The organism is Hafnia alvei, assembly GCF_900095695.1.
Taxonomy (GTDB): domain Bacteria; phylum Pseudomonadota; class Gammaproteobacteria; order Enterobacterales; family Enterobacteriaceae; genus Hafnia; species Hafnia alvei_B.
In genome coordinates this window covers 1-15773 of sequence record NZ_FMIQ01000088.1, presented here as the reverse complement: position 1 = coordinate 15773, position 15773 = coordinate 1, and the positions used below count along the sequence as shown (strand labels likewise).

11 protein-coding genes and 1 pseudogene are annotated in these 15773 nt (G+C 52.9%); all 12 read left to right on the top strand.

The window, feature by feature from the left end; genetic code table 11:
• A pseudogene (locus BN1044_RS23685) lies at positions 1–1331 on the top strand (hypothetical protein); the annotation flags it as partial.
• Between the two features lies 1 nt (position 1332).
• Positions 1333–2274, top strand: a complete 942-nt coding sequence (locus BN1044_RS23025; RefSeq protein ID WP_247650284.1) for a hypothetical protein — start codon at positions 1333–1335, stop codon at positions 2272–2274.
• Between the two features lie 91 nt (positions 2275–2365).
• Positions 2366–3085: a hypothetical protein gene (locus tag BN1044_RS23020; protein WP_247650285.1), complete on the top strand. Its 720-nt coding sequence runs from the start codon at positions 2366–2368 to the stop codon at positions 3083–3085.
• Between the two features lie 76 nt (positions 3086–3161).
• The gene (locus BN1044_RS23015) at positions 3162–3422 is read left to right on the top strand and encodes a PAAR domain-containing protein (RefSeq protein ID WP_071432004.1); all 261 of its coding nucleotides are present in this window, start codon (positions 3162–3164) and stop codon (positions 3420–3422) included.
• A 2-nt stretch (positions 3423–3424) separates the two neighbouring features.
• Positions 3425–4627, top strand: a complete 1203-nt coding sequence (locus BN1044_RS23010) for a hypothetical protein (RefSeq protein ID WP_072310640.1) — start codon at positions 3425–3427, stop codon at positions 4625–4627.
• Positions 4628–4685: 58 nt separating this feature from the next.
• Positions 4686–8033 carry an ImcF-related family protein gene (locus BN1044_RS23005; RefSeq protein ID WP_438830568.1) on the top strand — a complete coding sequence of 1116 codons (3348 nt, stop codon included), beginning with the start codon at positions 4686–4688 and terminating at the stop codon, positions 8031–8033.
• Entirely contained in the window at positions 8034–9650 is a 1617-nt protein-coding gene (gene tssA / locus BN1044_RS23000) for a type VI secretion system protein TssA (RefSeq protein ID WP_072310638.1), read from the top strand.
• 88 nt (positions 9651–9738) lie between these two features.
• Positions 9739–11508 (top strand): type VI secretion system baseplate subunit TssF, encoded by a 1770-nt coding sequence (tssF, locus tag BN1044_RS22995; RefSeq protein WP_072310637.1) that lies wholly within the window; start codon positions 9739–9741, stop codon positions 11506–11508.
• The gene (gene tssG, locus BN1044_RS22990; protein ID WP_072310636.1) at positions 11472–12551 is read left to right on the top strand and encodes a type VI secretion system baseplate subunit TssG; all 1080 of its coding nucleotides are present in this window, start codon (positions 11472–11474) and stop codon (positions 12549–12551) included. The genes tssF and tssG overlap by 37 nt, the downstream gene beginning before the upstream one ends.
• 55 nt (positions 12552–12606) lie before the next feature.
• Positions 12607–13134: a type VI secretion system lipoprotein TssJ gene (gene tssJ, locus BN1044_RS22985; RefSeq protein WP_072310635.1), complete on the top strand. Its 528-nt coding sequence runs from the start codon at positions 12607–12609 to the stop codon at positions 13132–13134.
• A 3-nt stretch (positions 13135–13137) separates the two neighbouring features.
• On the top strand, positions 13138–15480 hold the full coding sequence (locus BN1044_RS22980) for a type VI secretion system Vgr family protein (protein WP_072310634.1): 2343 nt from the start codon (positions 13138–13140) through the stop codon (positions 15478–15480).
• A 2-nt stretch (positions 15481–15482) separates the two neighbouring features.
• A partial coding sequence (locus BN1044_RS22975; RefSeq protein ID WP_139130999.1) for a DUF4123 domain-containing protein occupies positions 15483–15773 on the top strand: 291 nt, incomplete at its 3' end.

Genomic DNA, 15773 nt, shown 5'->3' with positions numbered 1-15773 from the left:
CAATGGTCAGTAATGGCAGGGTTACGCAGGGCGAAGCAATCCTTAAACTGAGCCAGGTGAAAACGGAGCAGGATACAGAGAAGCAGGAATATTGGTTTTTACCGTATGCGAACGGTTACGTGCCGAAAAGCAACAAATCCGCTGAAACACTGTCGCAATACGATCTCGAAAAGCTGGGATTTACCACCACAGTGGACGAGGCACCGAGCTTTGATCACCTTGATGCTACAACCTCACCTGAGGGTCTGGTTCGCAGTATTCTTGACAGGATTTTACATGCATCCCTTCTTGATACGCGCTTAACCCATCGTGTCGTTCCGTATAACTATCAGCGCTTATTGAACCGGATTGACAGTAGTGTCAGCCCCTATTCACCCCAAGAATACTTGAGTGCCATTCATAATCCATCTTATCGCGACGTGAAGAATAAGATGATCGTGAAACACCCCAGTGAGTGGTATCACAAAAAAGAAACGCCGATTTGGCAGTCTTTTTTAAACAAACTGACGAGCGATGCACCCGAGTGGAGAGAATACTGTGAAGACTATCTTGATAAGATGGTGTGGATACAGGATGCCAGTAAATTAAAACTGGGTTCGTCTTTATGGCATATGCATCCGGTAGAATTTTTAGGGTGTTTGGGTCAGTCTCCAGATTTAATAAATGTTGATGCTTTCATTGCATTGTATGAAAAGGAGCATGTCTCATTTGCATCTGGGACTGCAGCTTTAACTTCTGTATCAGAACAAAATTTGCGCAAGCTGTTGGTTAATATTAATGCATTTTACTCCTCTACTCAGGAATATGAGCCTAACCTATATAAACTATCCTATATGCTTGCCACGGCAAGACATGAGACATATCACTATACAACAGCTGAGTTCTTCAGTGAAAAACCAGAAATTGGTGGGGTGAGCTACTTCAATAAATACGACCCGGTGTTAGCCGATACACAAAAGAGAAAAGATCGAGCTGTACTGAATGGTAATACAGTTCAAGGGGATGGCTTTAAATATCGAGGGCGTGGTTGTGTTCATCTAACATGGAAAAACAACTATAAAAAAGCACAAGATAAATTTGGTGTTAATTTTGTTGGATCTCCTGACCTTGCTGGTGATTTCAAATATGCAGTTCCTATTATGATATGGGGAATGGAAGAAGGGCACTTCAGTGGTAAGGCCTTAGGAAATTACATTAGTGAAAGTGGTGTTAACTATTCAGGCGCTCGTTATGTCATAAATGGACAAGATCAAGCTGCTTTGATAGCGTCATATGCGAAGCGATTTGAAAACATTCTAGAAAAAACGTCAACAGCGCAAAAAGGATTCTAATATGAAAAAAATAATAATAGCAACATCCTCTCTCCTGGCGCTTATTTTTTCAGGGGGAGGAAGTGTCGCCGCTGATATGGCTCCTAGTCTGTCTTATGACAAAGATACTCAAGTAATAAAATCGAGTGATGGCGCAATATCAATAAAGTTTGAAGAAAGAGATGAAGGTAACTCATCTTATTATTTTGATTATTTTGGTGGATTACCTTCAGTTGTCCATGATAGCAATTCTTTAAATTCTTATTCTGTATATTCCATAATAGATTCTGATAAACGAGAACCGGGCATTAAATGTATATATATTGATTTCAAAAGTGGTAATAATGGAGTTGCTTCTAAAGAAGGGCATTGTGGGTTAGACTTAAAAGGAGTTGAGCACCTTTCATTTTCTGGTGATGAAGGAGATGAAATTGTTAACAATATCATTGAAAAAAACGATGCCATTGACACTTCATATCTCACTAAAGGGAAGCTTAAATATCTTCCGATTATGATGTTTCAAAGCAAAAGCCAGTATGTGTATAAATTATATGAGACAAGTAAGGATTTGAGTGATGGCTCTTACAAAATAATTTCTTGTAATAATGATGGTGACGCCTGCGAAGTATATTCAAACAATGCATGGGTGGTATTTAATGATGCAGTCGGGGTGAATGTAATATTCGAAGAGATAAAGAAAGTAAATGGCAATTCAATTATAGACAAAGCCTCCCCAGATGAAATGAGTGATAACGTAAAGAAATACTTGCCATTTAACATTAAATCACCCAAAGCATATTTGCGTTTGCCATCAGGCGAAAAGCTGAAGTCATATTTAATTCAAGGCGATAAAATTACACTACTGACAATTGATAATAGCATTTGTTCAATCAGGTATATCAACTCTAAAAACAAATCACTTGATGGTAATGTTACCTGTAGTGACCTAAATCTTTACAATTAATTTATGATCTGAAAGTAATAAATTTGATGTTAGGTGGAATGCTAAAGGTTATTCATAAAGGGGATGGTATACCTCCTTGCTGGGGCTTAAAATGATGACAATAAATAAATTAAGCTTGATAGCTTTGCTGAGCTTTTCAACTTTCAGTGTGTTTGCTAACTCAGCAGGAAGAGTGCCTACAACATACGATGGACTGACATTGACTGAAGCTGCGAAGGATTTTGTATCTAAAGGTTACTCGAATGTTTCCGTGAACCTTTTGAATAATTCTAAATATCTATATCTGAGTAGTGAGAGCGATGTCAATAAATGCTCAGTGGTTTTTAAGGTGAATAATGACAGTATAGAAAACACTCCGTCTGCGGGCGCGGATGGGAAACTCTGTAATATAACGGGAAATGATGGGCGCGTAATTAGCTCCAGAAGGGACCAGGGTGTTTGGTTCAATGATGTTTATCGGGTTTCCTCTGATGATGAGTGGTCATTGCTTTTTACAGATTCTTGTGCCGATTGCCAGCAAGTAAAAAGAATACACTACAAAAATGGCGTTAAAGATTATGAGGAGTTAATGACTGGAGGTGACGATTATAAAAATAGAAAGCCATTAAATGGTGGCATCTCTGTTGATAAAGCATTTTTATATTCCGCTCCTGATGAATCAAAAAAAACGAAAGCGTATCTAATTAAAGGGAATGCTTTCTCACTTGTTGATATGTCTGAGGATGGCTCCTTTTATAAGATTAATTACAAACCAGCCAGCGGGAAGAGTAAGGTGTATTGGGTCAAATCAGATGATTTCGATCTTAAATGACCATGGGTTAAGACGCAGTGGGTATTATCTGCGTGAGGTTGTGAAAATTAATCGCTGAGTAAAAATTGGAACGGAAATGTTAAAGATTATTCGTAAAGGGGATAAAACGACCCACGGTGGTTCAGTATTAACTGCCTCAGCCACCATGAAATTTGGCGGCATTGGTGTTGCCCGTAAAGGGGACAAAGTCTCCTGTCCGAACCATGGTAATACGACCATTGTAGAGGGCAATCCCAACTATCTGGATGAAGACGGTCTCCCTGTGGCTTTTGAAGGCCATAAATGTGGCTGCGGGTGTACGCTCATCAGTTCGTTTTCTGCGGCAAAGGTTGGCTGATAATGCCGATTTATCTGGATGAAGTTCCTGGTAACGTCGACGGTATTTCACGTCCGGTGACGATACGTTGGGTGATTTTTCTGGTTGTCATCATGCTGGCAGGTGTGGTGCTGACCCTGTGGCAGTGGACCGGAGAGCGGCGCGGGATTTCATTCTGGTTTACGGCGCTGGGTCTGCCTTTTTGCCTGTGGGGCATTCTGGCTGTTTTTCGGCATATCGGGTACCGCCTCGAGCTCAATGGGGAAGCCGGCTGGAACCACGAATGTGATGATCTTGAAGAGACCGAAATCTCACGCGGCAGGCGCTTTGCCTGGGTTCTTGATACCTGGGTACAGAGCCCGGCTGGGCGGGGAACGGGAAGTCTGAGTGCGGCAATGGCATCCAGCACACCGCTCCTGAAAACGGCCAAACCGCGAGCCGGTGGGGAGCCCGTCAGGCACGCCCGGATAACGGATTTTGATTCCGATCCACAGGCCCTGACAAAAGCCGTTGAAAAAGCAGCACTTCGCATAAATAAAACACTGGCCCGCCTGCCTGAGAAACTGCCGTGCTGGCTGATGTTCGAGTGCGATGCAGACCTTTCGGTGGAGAAAGAAGCCGGACTGCTGCAACTGGTCACAGAGAAATCCGGAAGGGCGCTACGCCAGATACCGGGGCAGGGCATGAATGCGCTGGATTACTGGCTGGACCATCGCTGGGACAAACCCTCCGCACTGGTTGTTCTGACGCTCACACTGCGGCCCTCACCGCAGGAAAATGATGCGGAAGCCATAGCGGCAATGGTGCTGTGTAACCGAAAGAGTCACCAGTACCCGGATGCGGTCAGGCTGCATCGCCCGCAAAAGAGCAGCCCGGAAACACTGACTCACAACATGGCGCACTCTCTTCGCTGGGCTGAGTTATCCCCTGACGAGATTAAGGGCATCTGGATAACCGGCGAAGCCGTCACTGGCAGGCCCGGTCTTAATCAATCCTGTGAAGACAATAAATTAACACTCAGCCTGACAGACGGAATCAAAAATATTGACGCCACGCTCGGGTATGCTGGCCAGGCATCGCCGTGGATCGCAGTGGCGCTGGCGGCAGACAAAGTTTTGGAGCATGGTGCACAGCTGGTTGTTGTGCAGCCGGATCCCGAAAGTGACGATATCTGGCTGACTTCAATTACGGCAGAAGAACGAGAAAAGGGCGTTATCAGGGAATGAGCAGCAAAAAAAATGAAAACACCAAAAAAACCAAAAATCCTTGCTTGGACTTGCTGTTCTGGCGCTGATTTTTATCTCCGTGATCATTGTTTTCGCGCTGACAACCGGAGGCGATTTTATTGCCAGCACGTTTGGTCTCGGCCCATATCCCATTGAGTGGATAGTGACGCTTTGCGCAATCGTCAGCGTCATTCTGTTGACCCTTCTCTGGGGGCTGGAACACCTGTTCTTTATTTCCGGAAGGAAAGGAGCACGGCGGTTCTGGGGGCTCAACAAAGGATCTTCAGGCACTCTCCTGGAAAGTAACGCCGCGAATACCTTCGTTGACGAAAAAGAGCGTGCAGAAAAAAGTTTCAGTGCCGAAGCCCTGATCGAACACTTGCAATTGCGCTATCGTCGTCGCTGGAAGGCAAAAGTACGTCTGCTACTGGTTCAGGGCGGTGATGAAGATATTGAAAAAGTGGTGCCAGGACTGAAACGCGATCACTGGCAGGAGAGCGACGGAATTGTGCTGATCCACGGAGGCCTGCCTGATAGCGTGCCGGATGACGAGTTTCTGTCGGTGCTTAAAGCCGTTCGCCCACAGCGCCCACTGGACGGGGTCGTACAGGTGTTAAATGCCGGTGCGCTCCCAGACACAGTCAGACTAGACACCTTTGGCCGTGTGCGTCAAAAAACCGATGCCCTGCTGGGCTGGCAACTGCCGGTTTGGCTGTGGGTCGTCCATGAAGGTGCATGGACGCATGATGGTGACGGGGTTCCGCCAACGGGCGCCCTTTTTGGCCCGAATGTCACCTCTGAAGAGACCCGCTCCACGCTGGCGGCACTGTCCTCAGTGTTGCAGGAGGCCGGCGTGGCTGCTCTGCTTAAGGACTCGCAACATCACTGGCTGTTAAACCTTTCTAATGCGCTGCGTGGTCGTCTAAGGCAGTCTCTGCTCTCGTTAATCAACATGTTGATGTCCGGTCCGGCACCTTATCACCTGCGTGGCGTGATGTTCAGCCCGGTGCTGTCGGGCGCAACGACGGTCCCCCATGCGCGACTGTCACCGCCGGTCTGGCAGGCACTGGAAACGGACAGCCCGCAGGTGCATGCCCGAAAAATCGGCGTCCATTGGCAGAAAATCTTGCACATGACTCTGCTGGGTATCGTGCTGCTCTGGGGAGCCGGGACATTGCTGTCGCTGTCCGTTAACCGCACGCAAATTTGGCTTGCCCAGGACACGGCGCGCATCGCTGCTGACACAACGCAGCCGCTGCCTGAACGTCTGCGTAATCAGCTGGCCCTGCAGCAGACCATTGCCCGACTGCAGGACAGGGAAGCTCATGGCGCACCGTGGTACACCCGTTTTGGTCTGAATCAGGATAGCGAGACACTCCGCATGCTCTGGCCACTGTATGCCCGCAACAACCAGTTGCTGATACGCGACCCGCTGACCGATGAGCTCCAGCGCCAACTGAATGCTTTTGTGCAACTGCCACCAGCAAGTGAGGCGCGTACGTCCGCCACCCAGAAGACCTACGGTCTGTTGAAAGGCTATCTGATGTTGGCCCACCCTGATAAAGCCGACGAAAACTGGCTTGCCGCTAATATGCTGAAAGTCTGGCCGCATCGCCGTGATGTATCGGACGGAGTCTGGCAAACTCAGGCCCCCAAACTGCTCGGCTTCTATGCCCGTAACCTGCCGTCACATCCGGAGTGGAAAATCACGCCAGGCCGTGAACTGGTGGGTACCGTTCGCCAAATCTTGCTTAAACAGATTGGACAGCGCAATGCCGAGTCTGGGCTGTATCAGGAGATGCTGGGACGTATTGCCCGAAACTGGCCCGATCTGACGTTGGTGGACATGACGGGCGATACGGATGCCTCGTCGCTGTTTTCATCAGAAGAAGTGGTATCGGGAATGTTTACTCGTCAGGCCTGGGAAGAGCAAGTACAGGATGCCATTGATGAGGTGGTAAAGACTCGCCGTGATGAAATCGACTGGGTACTGACCGACAAAACCCATCAGCCGGGCAGTGATATCTCCCCGGAGGCTTTGAAACAACGTCTGACCGAACGCTATTTCACCGATTTTGGTAACGCCTGGTTGAACATGGCCAATAGCATTCAGTGGCATGAAGCCGGGTCGCTTTCTGAAGCGATTGCGCAGTTGAACCTGCTGGCCGATGTCCGTCAGTCTCCTCTGGTGGCGCTGATGAATACGCTGGCCTGGCAGGGCCAGACGGGGGCCAAAAGTGAGCGCTTTGCCGACTCTCTGGTGGATTCAGCGAAAAAACTGGTTGGTCGGGAAAAGCATGCAAAACAGTTTGTTGAGCAGGCTCAGGGACCCAGAGGACCACTGGACGGGGTCTTCGGTCCTCTGACTAGCCTGATGGCCGGTAAGGACGGTACCGGGAATAATGGGAATCTCAGTTTCCAATCCTGGCTCGCACGTGTGACGCAGGTGCGTCTCAAGCTGCAGCAGGTAACGAGTGCGCCCGATCCGCAGGCCATGTCCCAGATGCTGGCGCAGACCGTTTTCCAGGGTAAAGCAATCGATTTGACCGATACCCGGGACTACGGGAGTCTGGTGGCGGCAAGTCTCGGTCAGGAGTGGAACGGGTTTGGTCAGGCGTTGTTTGTTCAGCCGCTCGACTTGGCTTGGCGTCAGGTGCTGGCGCCAGCCGCGGGCAGCCTCAATGCCCGCTGGCAGAGCACGATTGTGTCGCAGTGGAACACCGCCTTTGCCGGACGTTATCCGTTTAAAGCCACCGGCAGCGATGCATCGCTGCCATTGCTGTCTCAATTCCTGCGCGGAGATTCCGGGCGCATTGCTGCATTTATCAAAACCAATCTTGGCGGCATTCTGCATCAGGAGGGCAATCACTGGGTGGTCGATCCTGCCGCTAGCCAGGGGATGGCCGTTAGCCCGGCGTTCCTGTCTGCCATCAACCAACTGGCAGACATTGCCGATATCGTCTTTGCCCAAGGGGATGCTGGCGTTCACTTTGAACTGATGGCGCGACCGTCGCGGGATGTGGCGCGGATGCAACTGACGCTGGATGGCCAGAAACTGGATTACTTCAACCAGATGGAAAGCTGGCAGAGCTTTATCTGGCCGGGCAACACTTACTATCCCGGCGTGGATCTAAGCTGGCGCACAACCCGTAGCGAAATGCAGTTGTACGCTAATAATCAGGGGAACTGGGGCTTTATTCGGCTGCTGGGTAAGGCGGTCATCACGCCGCTTGACAGTAGCCGAACACAACTGGTGTGGAAAACCCCGGACGGTAATCCGCTGAAATTTATTATGCGAAGTGAGCTCAGTGACGGGCCACTGGCACTGCTCAAACTGCAGGGCTTCACCTTGCCACAGAATATCTTCGACGCAACCCACGCATCGTCAACAGGAGACGTCAACTAAATGGCCACTGCAGAGACTTTACTGACATTGTGTCTCCCGGATGAGCCACAGCGTACCGCGTTGCTCACGCAGATCCGGGGCGACCTGTCTCGGTGGGATGCCTGGCTCCCTCCGCTGACGACGGGAAACGAGGCAGGAGACGATCCGAGTTATGAGGATGATTTCCAGCTGATGCGTGAGGAAATCAATAAACTCTCCGGCACCGATACCGACATGCTTTGCCGTCTTGCCGAACAGGTTGTCACCCATCATGCCCGTGATATCAGGGTGGCGGCCTGGTATACCTTTGCTCGTCTGCAACGCGACGGGGACAGTGGGTTTGCCGAGGGGCTCCAATTGCTTACTGCCATACTCAAGCAGGCAGGTCGGCACGTCCATCCACAGCGCAGCAATGCTCGACTGACTGCACTGGAATGGCTGAACAGTGACAAAGTGCTGGACGTGTTCTCACGCTGGCCAGATGTGACGCGCGAAGATACCGCCAGAACGGCCGCCACGCTGTGCCTGTTGGAAGATGAACTCGTGAATTTGGCAGACAACGTTCAGCCCTCGTTTGCCGGCCTGTTGCGCACCCTTGAAACCCGGCTGGCAGGTCACGGCGGGCTCGATACGCCGGTGGCCGCCTCACATCAAGAAGAGATGAATGATGCCGGACACACAGCATCTACCGGTAATGCCGTGCCTGCCACTACCGCCGTCAAATCGGAAGTTGAGCTGGTACGCCAGTTGCGCGTTCTGTCTAGCTGGGTGGTGGAGCAGCCGCAGGGCTGGCTTGCAGCCCACCGAATAATGAAAGCCGCCCGCTGGGATTTGGTGACTCAGTTGCCGGCACTTGATGCCAGCGGCCGAACCCGTCTGCTGCCACCTAAAGGGGACTACCGTGCCCAGTTGAAACGCCTGTATCTGCAGCAAAGTTGGACTGAGCTGGTGGAGCAGGTGGATATGATGTTCACCGAAGGCGGCAACCGCTTCTGGCTCGATTTGCAGTGGTATCTATGGCAGGGACTGAGTCGTGCAGGTAGCCCCTGGGAGCTTTGGGCCGACTATATCCTTAGCGACCTGAAACTGCTGCTGAAACGACTGCCGGGACTTGAAACCCTCACTTGGAATGATGGAACGCCGCTTGCCGATGAGGTGACGCTTAGCTGGATAGCGGAAAAGGTCAATAACGACATGCACGGGTTCACCGAAGAGCCTGCCGCCTTACAGGGTGCTCAAACCGATGACATATTTGCGCTGGAAGCGGAGGCCATGGAAAAGGGGGACAGCGATGGCCCCGAAGCGGCGCTAGGCTGGCTTCAAAGTCGTCCGAGCATGGACTCACCACGAAGCCGCTGGTTACTCCGCTTACTCATGGCGCGGGTGGCAGAACAATACGGCCGCAACGAGCTTGCCCTGCACCTGCTTGGCGAACTCACCGCCAGTGCACCGCAGGTGTCCCTCAGTGACTGGGAGCCCAAGCTGCTGTTTGACGTGCAGGCCCGCAGACTCCGGTTACTTCGGCTGAAAGCCGGGCGCAGTGAAAGTGACAAAGCCCGGCTCACCCCCGAAATGGACAACTTGCTGGCCGGGCTGATTACGCTCGATCCGGCCCGTGCGATGGTGCTGTGCGGGTAAATCCCCGGTAGCCACTGCGTTTCAGTTAACGATTGTCTTCTTGATGACGTCTTTCTTTTGATGATTTTTCCACTCAGGATGTCCATACATGGATGATTTAACCCTGCGTTATTACGAAGCCGAGATGCGCTATTTACGCGAAGCCGGCAAAGAATTTGCTCGTGCCCACCCGGACCGGGCGGCCATGCTCAATCTGGATAAAACCGGCGCGCGTGACCCGTACGTGGAGCGTCTATTTGAAGGTTTTGCCTTCCTGATGGGGCGTTTGCGTGAAAAGCTTGATGATGACCTGCCAGAACTGACGGAAGGGCTGGTCAGTTTGCTGTGGCCGCATTACATGCGCACCATCCCTTCGCTCTCCGTGGTGGCCTTCAGCCCAGACTGGCAGCAGCTGCGCAAAATGGAGATGCTGGAAGAAGGCTTCTCCGTGCTGTCCCGCCCGATCGGGCCGGAGCGCACGGTCTGTCAGTACCGTACCACCCGTAAAGTGCCGCTACAGCCCCTGTATCTGGCCGACGGCCGCCTACAGACAGAACCCGATGGCCGTGCAGCCATTCGTCTGCGTTTCGAATGCCCGGATAAAGTGGACTGGTCCAAAGCCGGTATCGATAAAGTATCTATCTATCTCGATGCTGACAGCCCAGTGGCCTCGGCGCTGCACCTTGCTCTCACCCGACGGGTCCATGCCATGTATGTCCGCCACAGTGAGACACGCACTGAACGGGCACGCTTTGACGGCTGGTGTAAACCGATGGGCTTCGACGATACTGACCGCCTGTGGCCCAAAGGCGATACTGCATTCAGCGGTTATCAGCTGCTGCTGGAGTATTTTAGCTTCCGCCAGAAATTCATGTTTGTGGAGCTCCGGGGTCTGGAGCTGGCTGGGCTCAGTGCTAAAAATACTTGGTTTGAAACCGAAATCGTGCTGGATGATGGCTGGCCATCAGACCTGCCATTTGAGACTGAGAATTTCCGTCTGCACTGCGCGCCGGTAATAAACCTGTTCCCACTGGAAGCCGACCCGCTGACGCCGGACCCGCTGCAGAACGAATATCTGTTGCGTCCGATGCGCGTGCAGGACGGGCATACCGAAATCTACAGTGTGGACGACATCCACGGGGCGGTGAAAAACGGCAAACATCCGTATGTCCCGTTCACCAGTTTCCGTCACCGTGGTGGCATGATGCGTTTTGATGCGCCGGAACGTTACTTCCACACCCGCGTGAAGCGCGGTCCTTCGGGTCTTTATGATACCTGGCTCATCCTCGGCGGTAAGTCCTTCGAGCAAGAGCAGTTGTCCCGAGCCCCGGAGTCACTCTCTATCCGTATTACCGGCACCAACGGTCAGCTACCGCGTCGGTCGCTCGAAAGCACGCTGCTTGACCGAGTTGTGAAAGCCGGCAAGGTGCCGGTGAGGGTGATGAACCTGAAGGTCCCGACGCTTCCGCTTTATCCACCGGCCAATGACCGTTTCCACTGGCGGGTCATGAGCCATCTGGGTTCCAGTTTCTTAAGCATGATGGATAATCCGGAGGTGCTGCGTGGAACACTGGCGCTGTATGACTGGACCGATGACGAGATGAACCGTCGGCGTCTGGAGGCGATTGTCGCCGTGAAGCATACGCTTATTCGTCGCTTTGAGAAGGGCTTTATGCTGCGCGGGGTGGACATTGAAATCACTCTTAATGCTGATAATTTTGCAGGTATTGGGGATGTCACCCTGTTTGGTGAAATGCTGCACCGCTTCTTTGCACTCTATGCCGACGTGCACCTCTTCAACCAACTGACGCTGGTACTGCAACCGACAGGGAAACGACTGCGATGGAAAGAGAATCACAGCCAACACATTCCGGGCTGATAGAGCGGTTTCGCAAAGATATCTGGCGGGTGAATTTTTACCGTTTCTGCCAGCTACTTGAACAGGAAAATCCGGGTGCGCCACCACTTGGCAGTACCGATAAAATCAGCGATGATCCGGTTCGTTTTCGCCCCTGGCCCGGGATGGGCTTCCCGGCCAGTGAGCTCAAGGTTGTCGAAACCGATGAAGATTACCCGGAACTGTCGCCGACAGTGCGTACCACCTTTCTCGGAATGTATGGTGTGGATTCGCCGCTGCCGACGGTGTACCTTGATGATATCGCTCAGCGCCGGGAAGGGCATGAAGCTACCACCGCGTTCCTCGATATCTTCAGCCACCGCATCCATACCCAGTACTACCGCATATGGCGTAAGTACGCCTACCCTGCGACGTTTGAAGCGGGTGGGAAGGATAAGACTTCGCAGTGCCTACTGGGTCTGGTTGGCCTCGGTATTCCGGGCACCGCAGAGCAGGTGGCTACACCGGTTTCCCGCTTTCTGGCATTGCTCGGGACTATGCGTCTGCCGACCCGTAATGCCGAAGGCATTTGCCAATTGGTGAGCCTGCTGGCTCCGAAGACCCGTACTGCAGTTATCAGCCCGGACCCGGTAAAAATCCCCATCGCGCAGCGCAGCGGACTCGGCAAGGGCAACCGGATATCGCTGTCACAACGCGCCACCCTCGGGAAAACGGGAAAAGAGGCCTGCAGCCGTATCCTGCTGATGCTCACGACCGACAATCCGGAAGAGGCACAGGGCTGGCTGCCCGGTGGGCAGTTGCACACTGACCTGATGGTGCTGCTACGGGTGTACATGGGTTATCGCTCTGATGTCAGAGTGCGTCTCACGGTCCCCGTCGCTTCCTTGCCTGAGCCACGTCTGGGCAAGAGCCGTGGGGTGCAACTCGGGCGTACTGGGGTGCTTGGTCTCAAACGCGCTAAGCCGGCGAAACGCGCCCACCTGACGGTCAGTCTGGGCACCTATGAAGGACTGACTTGCAGCGCTCTTCCTGCGGCACAATCCGGTGACTACCGGTTTAGCTGATGAACAACGCCCTGCCCCAAACAATTCTGTTGTGAAGTCTGAAAAGGACCTACGAATGACATTCGCTTCCCTGCAACGTTGCACGTCCCTGATGCTGCTCACTGCTCTCCTGACCGGCTGCGGTCTGACTCAGTCGGTGACGGACGGCACCGCTAGCATGACCAAAGCTATTTTCTATAAAAAAATTAAGGTGCTGCACCTCGATTTCGAACCACGTGCCGCCGCCAATGCTGATGAAAACCAGACTCCACTCGCCACCATGGTGCAGATCTACCAGCTCAAAGACCGGCAGAAAGTGGACGCCGCTGACTACCAGAAACTGCTGCGTGATGCGGATAACACCCTCAAAGAAGACATGGTGGCCAGCAAGTCGCTGTTGGTGATGCCCAATGGCAGCGTGGCCCTCAATATGCCGATGGACGAGGACGCGAAATATGTGGCAGTGGTGGGGCTGTTCAATCGCCCGGATATCCGTAACAACACCTGGCGACTGGTACTGAGCCGGGATGACCTTGACCCGGAAATGCCGCGCACCATCCAACTGAACAGTACCGGGCTGACTCTGGTGCCAGTAAAGGAGTAAACCATGGATACCCTACAGGATAACTGGCTGGCGCTGTTTGACGGGCAGGCCCGCTATCGACTCGAGATTAATGACAGCATCCTAAAGCCGGATGTGCTGAACTTCCACGGGCGCGAAGCGCTGAATGCCCCGTTTAGATGGCGGATTGAATTCACCACGCCACAGAAAGGCATCACCCGGAAGGATGCAATGCTGAAATACGCCACCCTGTCGATGCGTTCAGGGCGCGTGGTGCAGGGTATCATTACAGGCGTTGAGTGCCTGAATCAGACCGCTGACCAGACGCACTTTGCGGTGACGCTCACCTCCCGCCTTGAGCTGCTGTCCCACAGCCGGCGCTGCGCGGTGTACCAGAATGTCTCCGTGCCGGAACTGGTGGAACAGATATTACGAACCCACGGGCTGGAGGGCTCAGACTTTGAGTTTCGTCTGGCGCGGACGTACCCGGCGCGCGAGCTTATCACCCAGTGGCGGGAAACCGACTTACAGTTTATCCAGCGTATTCTTGCCGAAGACGGGATCTGGTTTCGCACCGGAGTCAACACCACTACCGGGCTGGATACGTTGACCTTTGCCGACAGCCAACTGCAATATGAGTTTGATGTGCAGCTTCCGTACCGGGAGCCGTCAGCGCTGTATGACGGCGCGGCTGAAGCCGCGTGGGATGCGCGAGTCTGGCATAACACGGTCACCGGCAGTGTGGCCACCCGTGACTACAACTACCGTACGGCCACTACGCCAATGGATGCGCGCACAAGCGTCAGAAATGAGGCGGCAACTACCGGCGAACACTACCATTACGCGGTACCTTACCGCAAAGCCGGTGATGACACCACTTGTGAGCCAGAGACCGAAAGCGGGGCATTTTACGCCCGGCTTCACCATGAATATGCACTCAACCGCGCCGTTCGCCTGCATCTGTTTAGCAACGCCAGCCACCTGACGCCGGGCATGGTGTTGGAGACCGCGGACAGTGGCGTGCCGGAGCTGAAAGAGGGGATGGTTATCACTCTCACGACCTTCCGTGCCGCCCGCGACACCCGCCTGCATGTATCTGTGTGGGGCATGCCCTACAGTGAGCAGTTCTGCTTCAGGCCGAAAGCCGCCCCACGCCCGATGATTGCCGGGACGCTGATGGCCCGCGTGGAGAGTGAAGAGAGGAATGCTCCGTATGCACATCTGGATAACCAGGGTCGCTACCGGGTGAAACTGGATTTCAGCCGTGAAGAGGCCGAGCCGGGTTACAGCTACCTATGGATACGTCAGGCGAAACCGTATTCCGGTGAAACCTACGGTTGGCACACGCCGCTGATTGACGGCACCGAAGTGGGCATTGCCTTTGACGGTGGCGACCCGGACAGACCGTACATTGCCCATGCCTTTCATGACTCAGAGCATGCGGATGTAGTCACCCGGGATAACCGCAGCCAGAACATCCTGCGAACGGCCGGGCGTAATGAACTGCGAATGGAAGACCAGCGACAGGCAGAGCATATTGCGCTGAGTACCCCGTTTGGTGCCACTGCGCTGAACCAAGGCCACGTAGTAGATGCGAAGAATGCCCCCCGCGGTACCGGGTTTGAGCTGCGCACCGATGAGTTCGGTGTTATCCGCGTGGCAAAAGGGCTGCTGGTCACGGCCACGGGCCAGAGCAAAGCCGAAGGCGATGTGCTGAGCATGGATGAGGCCCTGAGAGAAATTGATATAGGTCGTCAACGGCTGGCCCTGCTCGCGGATGCAGAACGACAGGCCCTGGCGCTGGAGGCCGATGTGGCCAGTCAGATAGCGATGTTCAATGAACGACTGAAACCGCTGAACGAGGCCATTCATTTCACCGCCCCTGAAGGCATGGCCTTTACCAGTGATGAACACCTGCAACTGACCGCGACTGACAATATTGGTATCAATGCCGGTGGAGATATCAGCACCGGTTCGCTGGGAAATACAGCACTGTTGGCAGGGCAGACCCTCGGATTGTTTGCGCACAACGGCAAACTGAGCCTTATCTCCGACCAGGGGCCGGTACAGGTGCAGGCGCAGAACGGTGCTTTGCATATGAGTGCTGCACAGAAACTCAGCATCAGCAGCATGAGCGACATTCTGTTTGCTGGTAAAAAGAAGGTGACGTTGATTGGTGGTGGTAGCTACGTGAAGATTGAGGCGGGTGGGATTGAGTACGGTACGCCGTACACCTACACCCGTAATATCAAACGCACCCTCAAGCTGACACCCGCAAATCAGCCTGTTGAAATGCCTGCACTGTTCCCGCCAATTGAAAATAAAATTTGTATTCCATGCCTTCTTAAAGCCATTCAGGCCAACGATGCGATAGTGCAGGGAGCATAACGATGGACAGCACAGAACTGGTTGCAGCGTTACCGTATTGTTCAGACGAAAATATCTGTCTGCTGTTTGAAGCCGGTACACAGCCGGAAGCAGACTTTCTGGCATTTAAAGAAAAACATGAGGACAAACTTCACTCGCTGTATATCCATCCTCAGTTAACGGAATTTCAGAACTACGGTCCCTGGTTGCTGGCAATTGATAATGCAAAGCAGCTACCTGACTATCTGGCGTCGGTACCAGGAAGTGCCGCAGTCACTGTTTCCACGCGCAACCCATCGTTGTTAGCGGTGCAG

What these genes read in the sequence shown, in the direction of transcription:
- BN1044_RS23025 (WP_247650284.1), top strand. Translation starts at nt 1,333, where the DNA reads ATGAAAAAAATAATAATAGCAACATCCTCTCTCCTGGCGCTTATTTTT.
- BN1044_RS23020 (WP_247650285.1), top strand. Translation starts at nt 2,366, where the DNA reads ATGATGACAATAAATAAATTAAGCTTGATAGCTTTGCTGAGCTTTTCA.
- BN1044_RS23015 (WP_071432004.1), top strand. Translation starts at nt 3,162, where the DNA reads ATGTTAAAGATTATTCGTAAAGGGGATAAAACGACCCACGGTGGTTCA.
- BN1044_RS23010 (WP_072310640.1), top strand. Translation starts at nt 3,425, where the DNA reads ATGCCGATTTATCTGGATGAAGTTCCTGGTAACGTCGACGGTATTTCA.
- tssA (WP_072310638.1), top strand. Translation starts at nt 8,034, where the DNA reads ATGGCCACTGCAGAGACTTTACTGACATTGTGTCTCCCGGATGAGCCA.
- tssF (WP_072310637.1), top strand. Translation starts at nt 9,739, where the DNA reads ATGGATGATTTAACCCTGCGTTATTACGAAGCCGAGATGCGCTATTTA.
- tssG (WP_072310636.1), top strand. Translation starts at nt 11,472, where the DNA reads ATGGAAAGAGAATCACAGCCAACACATTCCGGGCTGATAGAGCGGTTT.
- tssJ (WP_072310635.1), top strand. Translation starts at nt 12,607, where the DNA reads ATGACATTCGCTTCCCTGCAACGTTGCACGTCCCTGATGCTGCTCACT.
- BN1044_RS22980 (WP_072310634.1), top strand. Translation starts at nt 13,138, where the DNA reads ATGGATACCCTACAGGATAACTGGCTGGCGCTGTTTGACGGGCAGGCC.